We start from the raw sequence: 21,249 nt of genomic DNA, 5'->3' as shown, positions 1-21,249 counted from the left end.
CGCGCGCCGTCGCCGCGCAAGACTCCCACCCCTACGCTCCTCGATGGCTACCGAACCCCGAACCGATTCCGAGCGCCGCGTCGACATCGTCGCGCTGTGCGGCAGCCTGCGTGCGCAGTCGTACAACGCGGCGCTGCTGGACGCAGCCGCCCGCGTTGCGCCGCGCGGGATGCGCATCACGCGTTTCGATCGTCTCGGCGAGTTTCCGCTGTTCAACCCCGATATCGAAGATCCGTCGCCGGCCGCGGTGCGCGACCTGATCGAGCGGCTGAACGCCGCGGACGGCGTGCTGATCGCGAGCCCGGAATACGCGCACGGCGTGACGGGCGTGATGAAGAACGCGCTGGACTGGATCGTGGGATGCGAGGCCGTCGTGTACAAGCCGGTCGCGGTATTGAACGCGTCGCCGCGCGCGACGCATGCGGACGCGGCGCTGCGGGAAACGCTGTCGGTGATGTCGGCGTGCATCGTCGAGCGCGCGTCGATCACGCTGCCGATCCTCGGCAGCCAGCTCGACGCGGCGGGCATCGCCGCGCATCCGCCGTTCGCGTCGGCGCTGACCGACGCGTTGCACGCGCTGCGCGCGGCGATCGACGAGCAGGCGACCGCTCGCTAGACAACGATCGGCGCGGCGCAAGCGCGTGCGTTATCGCGCCTTGGTGCGCGTGGTCTTCTTCGCCGGTTTCAGCGTCTTCGCGGCTTTCGCGCGCGGCGCCTCCTTCTCCGGCTGCGCGCCGCCGCCGGCCAGATCCTCGAGCCATGCCAGCGCATCGATGTACGACAGGAACTGCTGCAGGTATTCCGGCGACAGCTCGCGCATCGTCGCGAGCGACCGGTGCACGAGGCTGTTCGAATTGAGCGGTCCCGCGTTGCGCGGCACCTGGTCGAGCGACTGGCGATACTGCTGTTCGGTGCGGACCTTCGACCACATCGCGCGGAAGTAGTCGATCAGCGCGGGATCGATCCCGCCCGTCGGCTGTGCATCGCGCGCGAGGCGCTCGACGGCCGCCGATCGCATCCACGCGCAGGCGCCTGCGCTCGCCTTGCCGCGAGCCGGCGGCTGCCGCTTCACCGCTCGCGACGATCTGCGCAAACCTTCCAGCACATCGCGAGCCGCGCATCGAGCAACGCGGCGCAACGCGTCGAGCGCGCCCGCGCCTTCTCGAGCGCGTCGAGCCGAGGAAGCGCACCGGATCGAGCCGGCGGCGCCTGCTCGCGCCATGCGTCGAGCGTCGCGCGCACGTGCGTCGCGTCGTCCGTCACTTCGCCTTCCCTCCGCTCGATGCGGTCTTGCGCGGCACCGGCGCGATCTCCACGCGACGGTTCTTCGCGCGACCTTCATCGTCCGCATTCGAGCTGACCGGCTGCTCGGAGCCGAACGCAGCCGCGAACACCGACTTGGCCGGCACGCCGGCGTCGATCAGCGCACGCGTGACCGTCAGCGCGCGCTTGGCCGACAGTTCCCAGTTGTCCGCGAACTGGCGGTTGCCGGCGCGCACCTGCTGGTCGTCGGCGAAGCCGCTGATCATCAGGATCTCGTCGCGCGTCTTCAGGTAGGCGGCCAGCGGCGCAGCCAGCGTCTTCAGCAGATCGCGGCCCTCGGGCTGCAACTGGTCGGAGTTCAGCGCGAACAGCACGTTGCCGCTGATGCCGATGCGGCCGTTCACGAGCGTCACGCGGCCGGCCGCGAGCGGCCCGGCCAGCGCCTCCTCGAGCGACTTGCGCTGCTGCGCTTCCTGCTGGCGCGCCCGCACCGCTTCCTCGAGCTTCGACGTGAGCTGCAACTGCATGCCGATCACGCCGACGAGGACCAGCACGAATGCGCCGAGCAGCACCGACATCAGGTCGGCGAACGCGGGCCACACCGGCGCGGAAGGCGCGCCGTCGTCGATTTCGTCGTGCATGCGTTACGCTCCGACCGATGCCCGCCGACCGGCGATCTGCTGCAGGTCCTCGACGATCTGCTTCTGCGACATCATGCTCAGGTCGATCACCTCGCGCGCCTGCGCGACGTAGTACTCGAGCTGCTCGTCGCTGCGCGCGAGCGATTTCTCGAGCGCGGCCTCGATGCGTTGCAGGTGGTTCAGCAGCTTGTCGTTCGACTCGCCGAACACCTGCACGGCCGCGCCGAACGCATCGCCGAGGCTCGCGACCTCGACCGCGCCCGCCGTGACCTGTGCGGCGACCGAATCGAGCTTGCGCGTTTCGGCATCGACGGTGTCGTTGAAGCGCGCGCCGACGCGCTCGAGCAGGTCGGCCGACGTGCTGACGAGTGCGTCGATCGCGGTGCGCTGTTCGGTCGACGCGTGATTGACCGCGCCGAGCAGCGTCTCGAGCGTCGCGAGCAGGCGGCTGCGCTCCTCGAGCATCGCGGTGTCGCGCACCATGCTTTCGGACAGGCGCTGGCGCAGTTCGGCGACGACGTCGGCCGCGGCCTTCGGCGCTTCCGATGCGGCCTGCACGAGGCGCGAGATCTCGTTGATCGTGTCGCTTGCATGCACCTGCGCCTGCGCGGTGATGTCATTCGCGGTGCGGGTCAGCGTGTCGCAGATGTCCTGCTGGCGCGTCGCGGCCTGCGCGCTCGTCTGCGCCAATTCGTCGCGCAGCGCGGCGGCCATCGCGGCGAGCGAGTCGTTCCATGCGGACAGGCGTTCTTCGTCGCGCGCGGCCAGTTGCGTTTGCAGGCCGGCGTGCGAATCGCGGATCGTCGACAGCAGGTCGTTCGAGCGTTGTTCGAACGTAGACGCTTGTGCCGCCAGATCGCGCGTCGTCTGTGCCAGCGCGTCGCAGATTTCCTGCTGACGGCCCGCGCTGTGTACGCCCGCGCGCTGCCACTCTTCGCCGAGCTTTGCAGCCATCGCGGCCAGCGAATCGTTCCATGCCGACAGGCGTTCTTCGTCGCGTGCAGCCAGTTGCGTTTGCAGGCCCGCGTGCGATTCGCGAATCGTCGACAGCAGGTCGTTCGAACGTTGCTCGAACGTCGCTGCTTGTGCGGTCAGATCGCGCGTCGTTTGTGCGAGTGCGTCGCAGATTTCCTGCTGACGGCCCGCACTGTGCACGCCCGCGCGCTGCCACTCGTCGCCGAGCTTCGTCGCCATCGCGGCCAGCGAGTCGTTCCATGCGGACAGGCGTTCCTCATCACGCGCGGCCAGTTGCGTTTGCAGCCCCGTGTGCGAATCGCGAATCGTCGACAGCAGATCGTTCGAACGTTGTTCGAACGTAGACGCCTGTGCCGCGAGATCGCGCGTCGTTTGCGCCAGCGCATCGCAGATTTCCTGCTGATGGCCCGCGCTGTGCACGCCGGCACGCTGCCATTCGTCGCCGAGCTTCGTCGCCATTGCGACGAGCGAGTCGTTCCATGCGGACAGACGTTCCTCGTCGCGTGCCGCGAGTTGCGTTTGCAGCCCCGTGTGCGAGTCGCGGATCGTGGACAGCAAATCGTTCGAACGTTGTTCGAACGTAGACGCCTGTGCCGCGAGATCGCGCGTCGTTTGCGCCAGCGCATCGCAGATTTCCTGCTGACGGCCCGCGCTGTGCGCGCCCGCGCGCTGCCATTCGTCGCCGAGCTTCGCGGCCATCGCCGTCAGCGACGCATTCCACGCCGCCAGGCGTTCCTCGTCGCGCGCGGCCAGTTGCGTCTGCAGCCCCGCATGCGACTCGCGCATCGCGGCGAGCGCCGCGCCGGAATGCCGCTCGAAGGTCGCGGCAGCTTCGCCGAGCGCCTGCGCATGCTGGCCGGCCAGCGTCGCGCCGACCTGCTCCTGGCGCGCGAGCGCATCGCGCCACGCGTCGGACAGCCGGCTTTCGGTCGATTCGAGGCGCGTCGCGACGCCGTCGAGCAGGTCCGTCGACCGCTGCGCGAAGGTGTCGGTGAACTGGCCGAGCGTCGTCTGCAATTGCTGCGCGACGGCGTCGCCCGCGCGGCGCTGCTCGTCGAGCGCGCGGTTCCAGACGGCCGTCACGTTCCCGGTGGTCTTCTCGAAACCGTCGGTCAGCCCGTCGAGCTGACGCTGCACGGCGCCCGTCACGGTGTCGCGCAACGCGGCCATCTCCTGCGCGAGCCCCGTCATCGTCGCCGCGACGACCGGCTGCAGCGCGGCACCGGCCACGCGTGCGCTTTCGGCGGCGCTTTCCTTCAGCGCATCGCCGACATTCGACGCCAGGCCCGCATACGCGCGCTCGGTCCGATCGAAGAACGCCTGCTGGCTTTCGATCTGGCGATCGTGCAGCGCGACGCTGCGCGCCTCGAGCGTCGTCATCATCGTCTGCAGCCGGTCGACCAGGGCCGGCATCACGTCGGCCTGGCGCTGCAGTAGCCGGAAGGATTCGTCGCGCTGGTGTGCGGACGAATGCACACGCAGCGTCGTCGCGATCTTCGCGTCGAGTTGCTGGCCCGCGTCGAGCCGTTCGCGGCGCACGAGCGCGGACAGGAGGCCGAGCATCGCCGACGTCGCGACGCCCGCGATCGACGTGCCGAACGCGAAGCCGAGGCCCTTCACCGGCGCGATCAGCGACGCGCGGATCGCGTCGAGGTCGGTCGCACTTTCGAGCGCGGCGCCCGTGCCCTTCAGCGTGACGACCATCCCGAGCAGCGTGCCGAGCATGCCGAGCAGCACGAGCAGGCCGACGAGATACGGCGTCAGCGTCGGGCCCGGCAGCGCGACGCGCGCGCCTTCGACGCGCGCCCGCACGGCGCCGCGCAGGCCCGCGGGCAGCGTGTCGAGCCAGGTGTCGAGCTGCGCCGGCGGTTCGGTGAGCCCGGCCACCGCGCGCGACAGCGTGGTGGTCGCCTGCCGGTAGCGCCACAGTTCCCACGCGCCGGCGACGTAGCATGCGCCGATCAGCAGCGTGACGGCCGTCGCGAGCGGGTTCGACGCGACATAGCCGACGCCGATCCAGCACACTGCGAGCAGGCCGGCGATGAAGACAACGAGATCAAGACGAATTCTGGACATAGCGTAGGGATTAGCAGGTACGAAGGGCCGCGAGCAGCCCGTCTACCGTTTGAAACCGGACTTCGAGTTCGGCGAGCAGGATGCTTTGCATCTCGTTGCGGAACGTGTCGAGCCACGTGCCGGGCACGATCGCCGCGGCGGGCGGTGCGTCGCCGTCGGGATCGGCAGCGGCCGCCGCTTGCGCGTCGGCCAGCGCCTGCCGTTCCGCGTCGCGCAGCCGCTCGAAGCGCGTGCCGAGCAGCGCGGGCACGGCGGACAGCAGGCTGCGCTCGCGCGCGCCGAGCACGCGCTCCATGATCGCGTCGAGCGCCGCGAGCCGCGCCATCCCGGACGCGCGCGCGGCCAGCGCGACCCGCAGGCGGCCGCGCAACTGGCCGATCGCCGTTTCCATTTCCTGCTGCAGGGACAGACAGCTCTGGCGGAAATCCGCGAAGTCCGCCGTGTCGGCGGGCGGCGGCGGCATTTCGCCGGGGCGCCGCCGCGTACGCGGACGGTGGGCGGCCGTGATCGCCTGCGCGAGGTCGTGGCGCACACGCGCGCAGTCGCGCTCGGCGTCGTAACCGCGCACGCCGGCCGCGACGCCGGGCGGGCTCGCATTCAGCGCGGACGACAGCGTGATCGCGTCGGTCCAGCCGAGCCACTGGCTCAGGCGGTCCGACAGCGTCTGCCGGGATTCCGCGACGTCGGCATCGGTCAGGCGCGCGAGCAGCCGGACGAGCGTCGGGCCGCTCAGTGCCGGGCGCGGGGGTGCTTGCACCATGCTGCAAACCGTCAAAAAAGGCAGCAGTTTACACGTCGTCGGGAGGTCGGCCGCCAGAATCGGGGAAGCGGCCCGGCACGGCACGCCGCGCAACCGGCGCGAACGCCCGCCGCACAAGGCTCGCGGGGCGGTCGTCGGGGTTTTCGCCAGCGCCGGCGTGGGTCAGGCGACGAGTCGGGCCGCGTTCCAGAGCCGGCGCGGGCCGGCGCGGGCCGGTTCGGGGTTCGGGGCTCGGTGCTCTCGCCTGTGCATCAACAAACGTTCACCACACGCGTTTCCATCACGGACGTGCGGTACCATCGCGACACCCGCCACGCGAATCGCGTCCGACGCGGGCCCGCGCCGCCATGCAGCCGGCGCGCGGGCCGCCACCGGCCGCATTCCGGGTATCCGGCCGATATCGGCGGGTCGCAGCGCGCGCCCCCAGGAGACGGGTGGCGCCGCCCATGACAACGAGAGATCAATAACAGACGGGCCCGCCCGACCGCATACGATGATTTCCGACTTCGTCGCGCGCCTGCGCGAGCGCTTCAGCAAACCGCCCAGCCGGCAGGACTTCGCCGAACGCCTGATCGCCGCGCTGCGCGCGACCGGCGACACGCGCGAGTGGCTTCACGAGCACGACAAGGGCCGTCTCGTGCAAGCCGATGCCCCATCGAACATCATCAACCTCCACAACCTGTTCCGCGATTACGCGGACGCGAAGCCCACCGAGCGCGAAGCGACGCTGCGGCGCCAGGCGAACGCGATGATGCAGCACGAGATTCCGGCGAACTTCGCGGACGTGCGCGCGCGGCTGCGCCCCGTGATCCGCAGCGCGACCGAGCGCGGCACGGTCGCGCTGCAGCTCGCCGGACAGCCCGAAGCGTCGGAGGTGGCGTTCCGGCCACTGTGCGAGAACCTCGAGATCGGCATCGCGTACGACGGCGAATTCAGCGTCGCGCGGCTGACCAGTGCGCGGCTCGCCGAATGGGGCGTCAGCTTCGACGCCGCCTGCGACATCGCGATCGACAACCTGCGCGGCGCGTCGTCGGCACCGTGGGTCGCGTTGCGCGACGGCGTGTTCCTGTCGCAGTTCGGCGACTACTACGACGCGGCGCGGCTGCTGCTGACCGACCTGCTGCATCGCCAGCCGATCTCCGGCGCGCCGGTCGTGATGGCGCCGAACCGGGCCGTGCTGCTGCTCACCGGCGACCGCAACACGGCCGGGCTCGCGACGATGGTCGAACTCGCCGAACACGCGCGCGCGCAGCCGCGTCCGCTGCCGCCGCTGATGCTGCGCTGGGACGGCGCCGCGTGGCGGAACTTCATCCCGGCAGGACTGGAGGCGAAGCTGCACGCGCTGCGCGTGGACGAACTCGCCGGCGACTACCAGGATCAGCGCACGCAGCTGGACGAGCTGCACAAGCGGGACGGCACCGACATCTTCGTGGCGACCTACACCGTGTATCGGCGGCAGAACGGCGAGCTGTTCAGTGTCAGCGTGTGGAGCGACGGCGTGCCGACGCTGCTGCCCGAGACCGACATCGTCGTGCTCTACCGGGAAGCGACGCGGCAGTCGGCGCACGTGCCGATGGCCGCGCTGCGGGACGCGTGCGGCGACCTGATGACGGCCACCGCGCACCGGCCGGTGCGATATGAAGTGAAGGCGTTTCCGGACGAGGCGCGGTTCGCGGCGCTGCTGGAGCGGTTTCCGGCGGTGTGACGCGCGCTCGCGCGGGCGGATTGGGCGGATTGGGCGGATTGGGCGGATTGGGCTGATGACGGGCGGACGGGCGGACGGGCGAATGGAGGGATTGGAGGGATTGGAGGGATTGGAGGGATTGGAGGGATTGGACGGATTGGACGGATTGGGCGGACGGGCGACGGGCCGAAAGAGATCGCCCGGTTCGGACCGTCCCGCTACCGGACGGACTGACCGGCCGCACCGGCACGCCCGTCGGGAATGAAACGGCGGTGCGCGCGAGCGGCACCGCCTGCCGTCAGATCCCCGCTTTCGGCGCGTTCAGGATCAGCCGCAGGCCGAGCAGCGTGATCGCGCCGGCCGCGACGCGGTCGACCCACTTCTTCGCGCGCAGGTAGAGTTCGCGCGGCCGGCGAGTCGAGAAGCACAGCGCAACGATCGTGTACCAGCCGAATTCGACGCCGAACACGAGCGGCGGCAGCGCCAGGTAGCACCACAGCGGCGGATGCTGCGGCAACAGCGCCGCGAAGATGCTGCCGTACCAGATCGCCGTCTTCGGATTGCTCAGCTGGGTCGTGAGGCCGGTCCAGAACGACTTGCGCGCGCTGCCGGCGACGACGGCCTGCGGGTCGTCCATCGCGATCGGCCGGTCGGCGCCGCGCCAGATCTTCGACGCCATGTAGATCAGGTATGCGCCGCCGGCCACCTTGAGCCCGACGTACAGCCATTCGACCGCCTGCAGCAGCGTGTAGAGCCCGGCCAGCGCGACGCCGCCGAACGCGATCCCGCCGACGCCCATGCCGAGCGCGGTCGCGAGCCCGTCGCGGCGCGACAGCCCGATCGAATTGCGGGCGACCAGCACGAAACTCGGGCCCGGAATCATTGCGCCAAGCCACAGCGCGGCCAGAATGGCGAGTACGGCAGCCGATGCAGTCATCGAAGTCTCCTTGGTCGACGGCGCCGAAACACCGGTGCCTGCGTGTCGCGTCGAGAATCGAGTCGCATTGCATCGATCGCCGACGCTGAAGCCGACGATTCTGGCACGCTTCGCCGCCCGCCGAAAGCGCCCGCGCGCTGCTATGCTGGCTGCCGTTCCCGCCCTCGCGCCCCGCCCCATGATCGAGATCCGCGCCGCCCGCTATCCCGACGATGCCGCCGTCGTCGAAGCGATCTTCCGCGAATACATTGCAAGCCCTACCGTCAGCCTCGCGTTCCAGGACTACGAGCCGGAGCTCGCCGCGCTGCCGGGCAAATACGCGGCCCCGCGCGGGCAACTGCTGCTCGCGTGGCACGGCGAGCGCGCGGTCGGCTGCGCGGCGTTTCGGGAAATCGACGCGACGACGTGCGAGATGAAGCGCGTGTACGTGCGTCCCGACGCGCGCGGGCTGAACGTCGGCCGCCAGCTCGTCGAACGGCTGCTGCGCGACGCAAAGGCGGCCGGCTATGCGCGGATGTGCCTCGACGTGCTGCCCGAGTTCGTCGCCGCAAGGCAACTGTATGGTTCGCTCGGCTTCACGCCCGCGCCGCCGGTCGCGTTCAATCCGGTGCCGGGCACCGAGTTCCTCGGGCGAGATCTGTGATGGGCGCCACCGCACGCTGCGCCCTGCTCGCGCTGCTCGCCGCCGCACTGTCGTCCGGCGCACGCGCCGGCGGCCTGCCGCCATCGGTCGCGACGCAACTGCCGTCCGGCTACCGGCCGCTCGTCGCGCAGGAAGGGCCGGACCTCGGCAACGGACGGCGCAGCTTGCTCGTCGTCGTGCATCGCGAAGCCGATACGCGCGCGCAGCCGTCGCCGCGCCCGCTGCTGATCTTCGAGGAGCAGCCCGATCGCGCATACCGGCTCGCCGCGCGCAACGACCACGTCGTCCTGCGCGCGAACGAAGGCGGCCAGTGCGATCCGTTCGATCCCGAAGACGCCGCCGACAGCGGCCTCGCGGTGAAAGGCCGCTATTTCACCGTGCAGAACTTCGTCGCCTGCGGGCAACACTGGAGCGACTTCGTGACGTTCCGCTACGACCCGCGCACCCGCGGCTGGCTGTTCTCCAGCGAGATCTACACCGAATCGTTTCCGCTCGACGACAAGCCCGACGAAGTCACCGTCACGCGCGCCGACGCGCACCGGCCGGTGTCGTTCGGCCAATGGCGGCGCAAGGACTGAACTCTCGTGCAAGGCACGCCTGCACGGGCGGGGCCGCACCGCTGCCGGGTGTGAGGCGGCCCCGCCGGCCATCCTGAACCGGGTTGCGCCGCGCGCGCATCCGCGCGACTCGCCTCCCCCCGCCAACCGGTCTACCATAAAGCGCTCGTCGCCGTTCGGGCGCGCGCCGGCGCGGCATGCGGCTTGCGCGTGGTCCCTTCCCACGTTGCACCAGCGCAGGAGGACGTCATGACGCAACACTTCGATGCGATCGTCATCGGCACGGGCCAGGCCGGGCCGCCGCTCGCCGCGCGGCTCGCCGGCGCCGGCATGAAAGTCGCGATCGTCGAACGCGGCCGCTTCGGCGGCACCTGCGTGAACACCGGCTGTATCCCGACCAAGACGCTGATCGCGAGCGCGTATGCGGCGCAACTCGCGCGGCGCGCGCAGGAGTACGGCGTGTCGGTCGGGCCCGTCAGCGTCGACATGAAGGCCGTGAAGGCGCGCAAGGACCGGATCTCCGGCCGCTCGAACCACAACGTCGAGCAATGGGTGCGCGGGCTCGACCACACGACGGTGTTTCAGGGTCATGCCCGATTCGAGCGGCCCGATGCGGTGCGCGTGGGCGACGACGTGCTCGAGGCCGAACGCATCTTCATCAACGTCGGCGGACGCGCGCAGATCCCGCCGATGCCGGGCCTCGACTCGGTGCCCTATCTGACCAACTCGACGATGATGGACGTCGACTTCCTGCCGGAGCATCTCGTGATCATCGGCGGCAGCTACGTCGGGCTCGAATTCGGCCAGATGTATCGCCGCTTCGGCTCGAAGGTCACGATCGTCGAGAAAGGCGCGCGCCTGATCCATCGCGAGGACGAGGACGTGTCGCAGGCCGTGCGCGAGATTCTCGAGAACGAAGGCATCGACGTGCAGCTCGACGCGAACTGCCTGAGCGCACGGCGCGACGGCGACGGTGTCGCGGTCGGCCTCGACTGCACCGGCGGCCGCCGCGAGGTCGCGGGCTCGCACCTGCTGCTCGCGGTCGGCCGCGTGCCGAACACCGACGATCTCGGGCTCGAGCGGGCCGGCGTCGCGACCGACGCGCGCGGCTACATCACGGTCGACGACCAGCTGCGCACCAGCGTGCCCGGCATCTGGGCGCTCGGCGACTGCAACGGGCGCGGCGCGTTCACGCATACCGCGTACAACGACTACGAGATCGTCGCGGCCAACCTGCTCGACAACGATCCGCGCAAGGTGTCCGACCGCATCAACGCGTACGCGATGTACATCGATCCGCCGCTCGCCCGCATCGGCATGACGCTCGCGGAAGCGAAGCAGACCGGCCGCCGGCTGCTGGTCGGCACGCGGCCGATGACGCGCGTCGGCCGCGCGGTGGAAAAAGGCGAGAGCCTGGGTTACATGAAGGTGATCGTCGACGCGGACAGCCATGCGATTCTCGGCGCGTCGATCCTCGGCGTGACCGGCGACGAGGTCGTGCACGGCATGCTCGACGTGATGGCCGCCGGCGCGCCGTACACGACGATCAGCCGCACGATGCACATCCACCCGACCGTGTCGGAGCTCGTGCCGACCTTGCTGCAGGATCTGCATCCGGTCGAATGAAGGATCGCGGAAACGGGCGTGCATCCTGCGCGCCCGTCATGCACGCGCGCTGCACCTTGCCCATCCGGCCCCGTCACGCGGCGCCGTGCCATTGCAAACCGCACTGATCGCCAGTCGAATATTTAATTTTCACCTGGACGAGCGCGCCTTTACCCTTTCGGCATCGCATCACAGGGCCACCGGCCCCCTCTGGAGCATTCCGATGACCGACCCCGGCACCGCGCAAGCCGTTTCCCGCCCGCATGCGGCTTCCGTGTCCTATGGCGCGCTCGCGCTGCTGGTGCTGGCCGGGCTCAACCTGCGTCCGTTCCTGACCGCGTTCGGCCCCGTGCTCGACCTCGTGCGTGCCGACACGGGCCTCGGTTTCCGCGCGGCGGCGCTGCTGACCACGCTGCCGTTCGTGCTGATGGGTGTCGTCGCCAGCATCGGCGTCGGGCTCGCGCGGCGCGTCGGCGAGCAGCGCGCGCTGCTCGCCGCGCTGGCGTTGATCGCCGCGGGTTGTACCGCGCGCCTGTGGAGCGACGGCAGCACCGGACTGGCCGTCACGGCAATCGTCGCGGGTGCGGGCGTCGCCGTGGTGCAGTCGCTCGCGCCGGGCCTCGCCAAGCGCTGGTTCGTCGACCGGCTGCCGCTCGCGATGGGCCTCTATTCGGCCGCGCTGGTCGGCGGCGGTGCGTTCGGCGCGGTCGCGAGTCCGTGGCTCGCCGCGCACGGCGGCTGGCATCTGTCGCTCGCCGTGTGGGCCGTGCCCGCGCTCGTCACGCTCGCGCTGTGGCGCGCGAAGGCGCCGCGCGACGCGCTGCATGCGGCGGCGGCATCGGCGCCCGTCGCCGCGTTCGTACGCATTCCGCGCGCATGGCAACTCGCGCTGTTCTTCGGCCTCAGCAACAGCGGCTATGCGAGCCTGGTCGCGTGGCTGCCCGCGTTTTATCGCAGCGTCGGCATGAACCCGCAGGCGAGCGGCAACCTGCTCGCGTGGATGGCGCTGTTCCAGGCGGCCGGCGCGCTCGCGATGCCGATGTTCGCGAAACGTTCGCACGATCGCCGCCCGGTGCTGTGGCTCACGCTCGCGCTGCAGACGGCCGGCTTCGCCGGCTTCGCGACGATGCCCGCGCTCGCGCCGTGGGTGTGGGTCGCGAGCGTCGGCATCGGGCTCGGCGGCTTCTTCTCGATGAGCCTGATCGTCACGCTCGACCACCTGCCCGATGCGCGGCTCGCGGGTGCGCTCGCCGCGTTCGTGCAGGGCGTCGGCTTCCTGACCGTCGCCGCGAGCCCGTGGTTGATCGGCTGGCTGCGCGACGCCGGCGGCGGTTTCGCGATCGCGTGGTGGATGCATCTCGGCGTGATCGCGTCGATGGCCGCGCTGAACGCCACGTTCTCGCCCGCCGGCTACCGGCGCAGCATGGCGCGCGTCACCGGCGCCGCGCGCTGACACCGCACCACCGGATTCCCTGATCCGGACGATCGCCGGCCGCTTGCGGCGCTCGTCCAGCCGCCCGCGCATGGCCGGGCGCGGGCCGTCACGCCCATCGGCCGCCATTCGCTTCACCCCAGAACGACATCAATCGGTAAGGAGACAATCATGAAAAAGCTCGTCATCGCCGTCGCGCTCGCGCTGACGGCCGGCGCCACCGCCGCGAAAGACCCGGCCGTCCTGCGCCTCGGCGTCGATCCCAGCTACGCGCCGTTCGAATCGCTCGCACCCGACGGCACGCTCGTCGGCTTCGACATCGATCTCGGCAACGCGATCTGCGAACGCATGAAGGTGCGCTGCGTGTGGGTCGAGAACGCCTTCGACGGGATGATCCCGGCGCTGAAGGCGCGCAAGTTCGACGGCGTGCTGTCGTCGATGAGCGTGACCGAGAAGCGCCTCGCGCAGATCGCGTTCACCGACAAGATCAACAACGTGCCGCCGCGCCTCGTCGCGCGACGCGGCGCGAACCTGCAGCCGACGGCCGAGTCGCTGGCCGGCAAGAGCGTCGGCGTCGAACAGGGGTCGACGCAGGAGACCTATGCGCGCACGTACTGGGAACCGAAGGGCGTGATCGTGCGCACGTACCAGACGCAGGACCTCGTCTATCAGGATTTGATTTCCGGTCGTCTCGACGCGTCGCTGCAATCATCGGTACAGGCCGATCTCGGCTTCCTGAAGACCGCGAAGGGCGCGAACTTCGCGTTCGCGGGGCCGCCGCTGCATGATCCGAAGACGCTCGGCGTCGGTTCGGCGATCGGCGTGCGCAAGGACGACGACGCGCTGCGCACGCAGATCAACCAGGCGCTCGCCAGCCTGATCCAGGACGGCACGTATCAGCGGATCGCGAAGAAGTATTTCTCGTTCGATATCTACAACTGACGGACACGGCCGGTTGCGGCCGGTGGCTCAAAGGGGGCGGCGCATGCGAGTGCGACGCCCCTTTCTTCTTTTCCGGAACCGGTTCGTCAACTCCTTTCGACCCACGCCCGGTGCAATGGCATCGACCCATCGTCTGACGGCGGCTTCGCTATTCGCAATCACCGACGAAGTGCCACCTGTTCAGCGACAGGCACGAAGCTTGCGCCTTGCGCCCGCTCGCCTGTTCGAACGGCGAGCGCGCGTCGCTTCGCGGCTGCCGCGATGCGTGATCGGCTGGCCAGCGCCGCATTTAATAACGAAGGAGACGTTGTCATGGACGAGACGAATGCATATCGCCGCTACGATCGCCGCCGCTTTCTCGCCGGCGTTGCCGCGGTGGCCGGCAGTGTCGCACTGCCGGGTTGCGGCGGCGGAGGGGACGGCATATCGGCCGTGGACGGCAATGCGCGCGCCCCATCGATCGGCGACACGCCGTCGCCGAACGGCGGCAATCGCTACAGCCTGCCGCGGCCGGCGTTGCCCGATCCGGCGAGTTCCGGCATCGACCACATCGTGCTGGTCACGATGGAAAATCGATCGTTCGACCATTTCATGAGCTGGGTGCCGGGTGCCGAGGGGATGCCCGCCAATCGGCAGTTCAGGGACGCGTTCGGCGGGACCAACGCACCGTTTCCGCTGTCGGCCAATCCCGCCTACGGCTATCAGGCATGCGCGTACCACGACCCGAACCACACCTACCAGGGTGCGCGCACGCAACTGGCTTCGGGCGAGATGAACGGCTGGCTCCTGACGCCCGGGACGAGCCTGACCCAGGGCGACCTGCTGCCCATCGGCTATTACACGTCGGCCGACCTGCCGTTCTTCAGCGCGGCGGCAAGCAGCTACACCATCGGCGACTTCTACTTCAGCGGCGTGCTGACCAATACGTTTCCGAATCGCCTCTACCTGCACAGCGGCGCCACCGACCGCCTCACCGATACCCCCGACAATTCGTCGCTGCGCACGATCTGGGACAACCTGAGCGACGCCGGCATCGGTTGCAGTTACTACTACCACGACGTGCCGTTCACCGCGCTGTATGGCACGCGCTATCTCGGCATCTCGCATGTGTTCGCGGATTTCCTGTCGAGCGCGGCGGCGGGAACGCTGCCGCCGTTCTGCATGGTCGACCCGGTTTTCGCGGGCGAGCTGCAAGGTGCGTCCGCGGACGACCATCCGCATGCGGACATCCGCGACGGGCAGGCATTTCTCAACCAGGTGTACGACGCGCTGCGCACGAGTCCCACCTGGAACCGCACGCTGATGATCGTCGTATATGACGAGTGGGGCGGGTTTCTCGAGCACGCGGTGCCGCCGATCCGGCCAATCAGCAACAACGAGCTCGCGCTCGGCAACGACGGCAAGCTCGGCTTTCGCGTGCCGCTCGCCCTGCTCGGCCCGCGCGTTCGGGCAGGCGCGGTGACGCGCTACCCGTTCGACCCGAGCTCGATTCACGCGCTGCTGCAATGGCGTTTCGGGTTGAAGCCGCTCGGCGTGCGCGGCAGCGATCCGGCGACCTTCAATCTCGCTTACGCGCTCGATTTCAACGACGCGCCGCGCACGGACGCGCCGGCGTTCACGGTCCCGCAAGGTCCGTTCGGCGGAACCTGTCCGGGGACAAGCGCGCCCTCGTCGCCCGGTTCGGTTACCGGCGTGGATCCGTCGCAAATGGCGGCCAATCCGGCGGCCAATCCCGCAACCAATCCGGCGGTCGACCGCTTCGCCGAGTTGCGCGCGAAGGCTGCGGCACTGGGATTCAGAACCGAAGGCTGACGGCCGCGTGGAGGCGACGGCCGACACGCGATACGGCGACAGGCGAGCGATGGCCGGGGATCCGTAGGGCTATACCCGGCAGTTCGCCACGCATCAGCGCGATCTGTCGATCGCCGAGATCCGGTCGCGACTGGGTGATGGCAACTAGCAGATGGCCGGGGCCACGGACAATTCGCGTGCATCCCGAGCGGCGCATGCGACGTGGCCTCGACGATCGGCGCGGCGCGCTTCACGCGCGCGCATCCACCCTCCGTCCCCCGCTGTCGCAATCATTCAGATTCGCGTCGCGTGCAGATAAAACCCCCTCGCCCGGCCCGCCGTTAACCCGTTCGCAGTCCCGGCGCCCCGCCTTGCAACGCGGCGCCCGTCGTCGTTCGTGATCCGGAATCCATATCCGCCGTCGGCCGCCCGTCGGGCCGCCGGCAAGGGAACGTCATGCGAAAACTCACCATCCGCGGCGGCCTCGTCGCGACCGTCGCCGGTTATACGGCGCTGCTCGTACTCGTCGTCGGCGCGTGCATCGCCGCGCTCTACGCCGGCAACGGCTCGCTCGAAGCGATGTACCGCGACGACACCGCGTCGCTGCTGCACCTGAAAACCAGCTCGGAGCGCATGCTCGTGCTGCGCGAACGCGTCAGCGACGTCGCGCAGATCATCAGCGCCGGCCAGCCCGCGAAGGCGGAAATCGCGCAGCTCCACACGCTCCTCAAGCAGAGCGACGACGAACTGGACGCGTACTCGCGGCTGCATGCGCGCGATGCCGACGAGCAGGCCTTGTTCGATACGCTGCAGCAGCGCCGTCGCACCTTGCTCGATCAGGTTTTCCTGAAAGCGATGTCGCAACTCGACCACGACAACGCCTTCGACTTCCTCGACACGCACCGCACCGCGCCGCCGGCCCTCTTCACTGCCTACCAGGAAGCGATCGATGCGCTCGAATCGTTCCAGGTCGCGCGCCAGAAGGCGCGCTACGACGCGGCCGGGGAACGCTTCCACCGGATCGTGTGGGCCATGGCGGCGGTCGCCGCCTTCGCGCTGGTCGTCGGCTTCCTGGCGCAGCGCGTGCTCGCGAAGGCGATCATCGCGCCGATCCATCTCGCCGTCGCGCATTTCGACAGGATCTCGAAAGGCGACCTGACCGGCGCGGTCGTCATTCCGGGCGAAAACGAAATGGCGTATCTGTTGAGTGCATTGAAGCGCATGCAGGACGGCCTCGTCGAAACCGTGAGCCAGGTGCGCGCGAGCACCGAGACGATCGTCGGCGACGTGCGCACGATCGCGAGCGGCAACGTCGACCTGTCCGCGCGCACCGAGCAGCAGTCCGTCTCGCTGCAGCAAGCCGCGGCGAGCGTGGAGCAGCTGACGGCAACCGTACGCCAGAACGCGGACAACGCACGCGATGCGCGCACTTACGCCGAGGGTGCGGCCGGCATCGCGGCAAAAGGCGGAGACGCGATGCAGCGCGTCGTCGAGACGATGTCGGCGATCTCGCACAGCTCCGCGCGGATTTCCGGCATCGTCGGCGTGATCGAAAGCATCGCATTCCAGACCAACATCCTCGCGTTGAACGCCGCCGTCGAAGCGGCGCGCGCGGGCGAACAGGGGCGCGGTTTCGCCGTCGTCGCGACCGAGGTGCGCGGGCTCGCACAGCGCTGCGCATCGGCGGCGAAGGAGATTCGCGAACTCATCGGCAATTCCGCGCAGCGCGTCGAAGACGGCAGCGGCCTCGTCGCACTCGCCGGGTCGGCGATGACCGAGCTCGTCGTCGCGGTCGAGCGCGTGAATGCGATCATGGGCGAAACGAGCATCGCCTTCGACGAGCAGTCCGCCGGCATCGAGCAGGTGAATGCCGCGGTCATCCAGATGGAGCAGACGATGCAGCGCAATGCCGCGCTGGTCGAGGAAGCGGCCGCCGCGGCGCTGTCGCTCGAGGATCAGGGCGCGCGGCTCAGCGATGCCGTCGCGCAATTCCGTCTGCGAGAAGCGGCGGCGGCGTGATGTAACGGCCCGTGGCGGGCTGGCCGGCCCGTCACGCCACCCGGGCCGCAGCCCGGTGTCGTGACGGGAAACAGGTGGATCGCCGGTGTGCGGTGTGCCGTGTGTGACTAGACCGCCCGCTCCAGCAGGTCGGTTGCGAACGACTTCGCATGCTCGACAGCCTCCTGCGCATCGGGGAATACACCGAGCTGCTCCCAGTGCTCTTCGGCCGCGTAGGTTCCCCTCACCGCCAGCGCCCGCTGAACGCGCAACTGCGCCGCGTATTTACCGTCGTCCAGTGGCCGGGCCGTCGCGACGACCTTGTGCGGCGGGCTCGCCCGCTCCGGCTGAACCAGCTCGACGGAGCCATCGGCCGTGCCGATCGCCATCAACTCGTTCCTGGCCTTGCAGTCCGGGCAGTAGAAGCACCATCCCGCATCATCCTGGCGAGACTTGACCTGCCCGCGCGCCAGCACGGCACGACATTCAACGTTTTCGCAGATGAACGGCATAGCTGTCTCCGAAGTTGTTTGAGAGAAATCCTAGCATGTCCGTCGGCGGCGAAACCAGAAAAAAAGCCGGCCCCGAAAGGACCGGCCTCGCCGACATCGCACCGCGCAAATGCCGGCCCGCGCGGCATCGTTCAGTAGCGGCTGCGCCCCCACAGCGTCTTCGGTTCGTCGAGCAGGCGACGCAACCCGCTGCGCTCGATCATCGTCTCCGCGACTTCCATCACGCGCTCGAGAATCGCGTTCTCGTCGACCGACAGCACGCGCCGATCCTCCATCAGCACGCGGCCGCCGACCATCGTCATGCACACGTCGGCCGCGTTCGCGAAACACGTGACGCGATACACCGGCATGTTCATCGGCATCATGTGCGGGCGGAACAGGTCGACGAGGATGAGGTCGGCGAGCTTGCCGGCTTCGAGCGAGCCGATCTCGTGATCGAGCGACAGCGCCTTCGCCGCGTCGATCGTCACCATCTCCAGCACCTTGCCGTGCGGCAGCACGTCGGGGTCGCGGAAATGGCGGCGATGGTAGTGCATGCACTGCCACATGTGACGGAACATGTCGTAGCCGCGATCGGGCGCCGCGCCGTCCGACGCGATCGCGACCGTCACGCCCGCATCGATCAGCTCGGGCACCGGGCAGCGGCCGATGATCGACATGATCGCGCTCGGGTTGTGGACGATCGCGGTGCCGGTTTCCACGCACGCGGCGATGTCGGCGTCGGTCAGGTCGATGCTGTGCGACATGAACGACGTCGGGCCGAGCAGTCCGAGCTCGCGATGCGCGAACGCGAGCGTGCCGGCGCGGTGCCCGTCCTGCGTGAACGTCAGGCCGCGCTCGCGCGCAAGCGCGCCGTAGCGTGCGGCCTGATCGCGGAAATCCCGCTCGTACTGCACGAGCTCCGGGTCGTGCTCGGGCCCGTACACCGGCAGCGTGATCGCGATCCGGATTCGACCGTCGGCGTCGCCGTGGCATTCGTCGACGATGCGTTCGCACACGTCGTACATCGTGTCGAAATCGATGTCGCGCGTGTCGCTGCCGTCCGGCGCGTGGCGCGTGTATGCACGCGGCGCGGGCGGGCGCGACGGGCCGGCGGCGACGATCGAGCGCGTGCCGGTGCGCACCACGGCATCGCAATGACGCCGCGCGTAGACGGGATCGTCGACGCGCATGATCGAGTTGCCGCCGCCGAGCAGCGACACGCCCGTCGTCACGCCGGCCTTCAGCCGTTCGAGCGCCGCGAGATGCGATTCGGTTTCCCAGAACGCCTCGTCGGATGCACGCGTGTAGATCGTCTCGGCCGCGGCCGACCACGCATCGCCGTCCGCGCCGCCGATCGTGCGCAGCATCGCGTGGCCCGCGTGCGCATGCGCATCGATCAGGCCCGGCAGCACGGCCTTGCGGCGTGCGTCGATCGTGCGCGCGGCACGGAAGCGCGCCTGCAATTCGGCGGTATCGCCGACGGCGACGATGCGATCGCCCCTCACGGCAACCGCGCCGTTCTCGATCACGCGCCGCTGCGGGTCCATCGTGATCACGCAGCCGTTCGCGATCAGGGTGTCGATCGCTTCGCGCCGGTCGTCGGCCTGGTCGTCGGCCTTGTTCTCGGTCGTCATCGTTTCGGTGTCCTGTTGTAGTTAGAAGGGGCCGGGCGCCGCCGCACGAAAAAACCGCCTGGCGGTCGCCCGGCGGTTCATCAGCGGCACGCCGATCGGGTCGTCACGCGGAGCGGGCCGGCGCGGCCACGCGCGCCTTCAGCTTGCGCTGCGCCGCGCTGATCGCGATGAACACCACCGCGTTCACCGCGAGTGCGACGAGCCCGGGGTTGATCGACGTCAGCGTGCTCGATGCGCCGGGGAACAGCGACGCGAGCGTCACGCCGTAGTAGTTCGTCAGCGCGATCACGATCGCACCGGCGACGATCCCCGCGAACGCGCCTTCCCGCGTGCCGAACGGCCGCTTCAGGAAGCTCGACGCGAGCATCGGCACGAGCTGCGTGAGCAGGCTCGACGAGAAGATCGCGAGCGTGACGAAGGTCGCGCCGCCGCGCAGCACGAAGTAGACGACCACCAGCGTGAAGATCGGCAACGCGATCCGCGCGACGCGCGTCACCTCGCGGTCGGTCGCGTTCGGCGCGAAGCCTTCGCGGTAGATGTTGCGCGCGATCGTCGTAGAGGCGTTCAGCATGATCAGCGAGCCCGGCACCAGCGCGGTCAGGAGGCCCGTGCCGCCGACGATGCCGACGAACCACGCGGGGAACGTCTGCTTCACGAGACGCAGCAGCGCGAGATCGGTCTGCGCGCCTTCGAGCCCGTGCACCGTCATCACGGCCGCGAAGCCGACGAGGAACAGGAACGCGATCAGCACCTGGTACAGCGGCATCAGGATCACGTTGCGGCGCAGCGCGCGTTCGTCCTTCGCGACGTAGATCGCGGTGAAGCCGTGCGGATACAGGTAATAGCCGAGCGACGTGAGCAGGATCGTCGAGTTGTACCAGCTCAGGTTGAAGCCGTGCTCGGGCATGCGCAGCAGTTCGGGATGCGCGGCGTCGATCTTCGCGAACATCTCGCCGAGGCCGCCGTAGTAGTGCATCGGCAGGTACAGGCCGAGGAAGATCGCGATCGCGAGGATCAGCACGTCCTTGAAGATCGCGATGCTCGCCGAACCGTGGATGCCCGACACGACCATGTACACGGCCATCAGCGTCGCGGCGATCCAGATCGCGGCCGCTTGCGGAATCAGCCCGTACGACATCTCGGACACGATCACGCCGAGGCCGCGCAGCTGGATCATCAGCAGCGACACCATCGCGAACACGGCCACGACCGACACAAGCACGCCGATTGCGCGGCTGTCGTACTTCGACGCGAAGTAGTCGGCGAACGACACGAGCCCGCGCGCCTTTGCGTAGCGCCACACCGCGGGCAGCATCCAGTAGCCGATCACGAACGCGAGGCAGCCGTACGACAGGATGTAGAACGCGGGCACGCCCTTGCTGTAGGTCCAGCCGCTCGCGCCGAGGAACGAGAACGTCGAGAACGCCTCGCCGGCCATCAGCAGGAACGTGAGCAGCGAGCCGAAGCCGCGCCCGCCGACCGCCCACTGTTCGAGCGTGAGCTTGCGGCCGCGCCGCGCCATCACGCCGATCGCGAGCGCGAACACGGCGAACGCCGCGATGATGATGATCGAGGCGTTCATCGCGCGTCTCCCGTGCGGCCGTCGCGGGCCGCGTCGCGCTCGTCGAGGTGGAACAGGATCGCGAGGATCGCGGCGGTCGCCGCCATCCAGATCAGGTTCCACACGAGCAGGAACGGCAGGCCGAACAGCAGCGGCCGCACCTCGGCGATCGAGCCGCCGATGTACATCCCGACGAACGGCAGCGCCGCCAGCAACAGTCTGAATTTCATCTATGTCTCCTCCGGAAGACGCGCGA

General features: G+C 69.2%; 18 protein-coding genes. 9 read left to right on the top strand and 9 right to left on the bottom strand.

Going from position 1 to position 21,249, the window contains the following annotated elements; genetic code table 11:
• Positions 1-43: 43 nt before the first annotated feature.
• Positions 44-616 (top strand): NADPH-dependent FMN reductase, encoded by a 573-nt coding sequence (locus tag PL79_RS04495; RefSeq protein WP_044845325.1) that lies wholly within the window; start codon positions 44-46, stop codon positions 614-616.
• A 30-nt stretch (positions 617-646) separates the two neighbouring features.
• Here the strand turns inward: PL79_RS04495 and PL79_RS04490 are convergent, their stop codons facing one another.
• Genes PL79_RS04490 through PL79_RS04475 form a run of 4 tightly spaced genes read right to left on the bottom strand, consistent with a single transcriptional unit; the run spans position 647 to position 5,715 of the window.
• On the bottom strand, positions 647-1,222 hold the full coding sequence (locus PL79_RS04490; RefSeq protein WP_328591962.1) for a DUF2894 domain-containing protein: 576 nt from the start codon (positions 1,220-1,222) through the stop codon (positions 647-649).
• A gap of 37 nt (positions 1,223-1,259) precedes the next feature.
• Complete coding sequence (locus tag PL79_RS04485) at positions 1,260-1,904, bottom strand: OmpA family protein (protein ID WP_044845327.1); 645 nt, start codon at positions 1,902-1,904, stop codon at positions 1,260-1,262.
• 3 nt (positions 1,905-1,907) lie between these two features.
• Positions 1,908-4,955 carry a DUF802 domain-containing protein gene (locus tag PL79_RS04480; RefSeq protein WP_044845328.1) on the bottom strand — a complete coding sequence of 1,016 codons (3,048 nt, stop codon included), beginning with the start codon at positions 4,953-4,955 and terminating at the stop codon, positions 1,908-1,910.
• A gap of 10 nt (positions 4,956-4,965) precedes the next feature.
• Entirely contained in the window at positions 4,966-5,715 is a 750-nt protein-coding gene (locus PL79_RS04475; protein WP_044845329.1) for a DUF3348 domain-containing protein, read from the bottom strand.
• 493 nt (positions 5,716-6,208) lie between these two features.
• Here PL79_RS04475 and PL79_RS04470 point away from each other — a divergent pair, with 493 nt between their 5' ends.
• Entirely contained in the window at positions 6,209-7,420 is a 1,212-nt protein-coding gene (locus PL79_RS04470) for a hypothetical protein (protein WP_044845330.1), read from the top strand.
• A gap of 277 nt (positions 7,421-7,697) precedes the next feature.
• On the opposite strand, the gene PL79_RS04465 is transcribed toward PL79_RS04470, so the two are convergent.
• Positions 7,698-8,336, bottom strand: coding sequence for a LysE family translocator (locus PL79_RS04465; protein ID WP_044845331.1), 639 nt, complete (start codon positions 8,334-8,336; stop codon positions 7,698-7,700).
• A gap of 178 nt (positions 8,337-8,514) precedes the next feature.
• Between PL79_RS04465 and PL79_RS04460 the strand changes: the two genes are divergently transcribed.
• From PL79_RS04460 to PL79_RS04425, 7 genes are all read left to right on the top strand, one after another.
• A complete protein-coding gene (locus tag PL79_RS04460) occupies positions 8,515-8,979 on the top strand; it encodes a GNAT family N-acetyltransferase (RefSeq protein WP_044845332.1) in 465 nt (154 codons plus the stop codon).
• Complete coding sequence (locus PL79_RS04455) at positions 8,979-9,557, top strand: hypothetical protein (protein WP_044845333.1); 579 nt, start codon at positions 8,979-8,981, stop codon at positions 9,555-9,557. The genes PL79_RS04460 and PL79_RS04455 overlap by 1 nt, the downstream gene beginning before the upstream one ends.
• A gap of 228 nt (positions 9,558-9,785) precedes the next feature.
• A complete protein-coding gene (locus PL79_RS04450; protein ID WP_044845334.1) occupies positions 9,786-11,162 on the top strand; it encodes an FAD-containing oxidoreductase in 1,377 nt (458 codons plus the stop codon).
• Between the two features lie 202 nt (positions 11,163-11,364).
• Positions 11,365-12,594: a cyanate transporter gene (locus PL79_RS04445; protein WP_044845335.1), complete on the top strand. Its 1,230-nt coding sequence runs from the start codon at positions 11,365-11,367 to the stop codon at positions 12,592-12,594.
• A gap of 150 nt (positions 12,595-12,744) precedes the next feature.
• The gene (locus tag PL79_RS04440) at positions 12,745-13,515 is read left to right on the top strand and encodes an ABC transporter substrate-binding protein (RefSeq protein ID WP_044845336.1); all 771 of its coding nucleotides are present in this window, start codon (positions 12,745-12,747) and stop codon (positions 13,513-13,515) included.
• Between the two features lie 312 nt (positions 13,516-13,827).
• Entirely contained in the window at positions 13,828-15,327 is a 1,500-nt protein-coding gene (locus PL79_RS04435; protein WP_044845337.1) for an alkaline phosphatase family protein, read from the top strand.
• Positions 15,328-15,762: 435 nt separating this feature from the next.
• Positions 15,763-17,325 (top strand): methyl-accepting chemotaxis protein, encoded by a 1,563-nt coding sequence (locus PL79_RS04425; RefSeq protein ID WP_044845338.1) that lies wholly within the window; start codon positions 15,763-15,765, stop codon positions 17,323-17,325.
• A 107-nt stretch (positions 17,326-17,432) separates the two neighbouring features.
• On the opposite strand, the gene PL79_RS04420 is transcribed toward PL79_RS04425, so the two are convergent.
• From PL79_RS04420 to PL79_RS04405, 4 genes are all read right to left on the bottom strand, one after another.
• Positions 17,433-17,816 carry a hypothetical protein gene (locus tag PL79_RS04420; RefSeq protein WP_044845339.1) on the bottom strand — a complete coding sequence of 128 codons (384 nt, stop codon included), beginning with the start codon at positions 17,814-17,816 and terminating at the stop codon, positions 17,433-17,435.
• Between the two features lie 131 nt (positions 17,817-17,947).
• Positions 17,948-19,432 (bottom strand): amidohydrolase family protein, encoded by a 1,485-nt coding sequence (locus PL79_RS04415; protein ID WP_044845340.1) that lies wholly within the window; start codon positions 19,430-19,432, stop codon positions 17,948-17,950.
• A gap of 103 nt (positions 19,433-19,535) precedes the next feature.
• Entirely contained in the window at positions 19,536-21,014 is a 1,479-nt protein-coding gene (locus PL79_RS04410; RefSeq protein ID WP_044845341.1) for a sodium:solute symporter family protein, read from the bottom strand.
• Positions 21,011-21,223: a DUF3311 domain-containing protein gene (locus PL79_RS04405; protein WP_044845342.1), complete on the bottom strand. Its 213-nt coding sequence runs from the start codon at positions 21,221-21,223 to the stop codon at positions 21,011-21,013. The genes PL79_RS04410 and PL79_RS04405 overlap by 4 nt, the downstream gene beginning before the upstream one ends.
• Positions 21,224-21,249 lie beyond the last annotated feature (26 nt).

It is taken from the genome of Burkholderia sp. USMB20 (assembly GCF_000949135.2).
Classification (GTDB): Bacteria; Pseudomonadota; Gammaproteobacteria; order Burkholderiales; family Burkholderiaceae; genus Burkholderia.
This window is presented reverse-complemented; position numbering and strand designations above follow the sequence as displayed.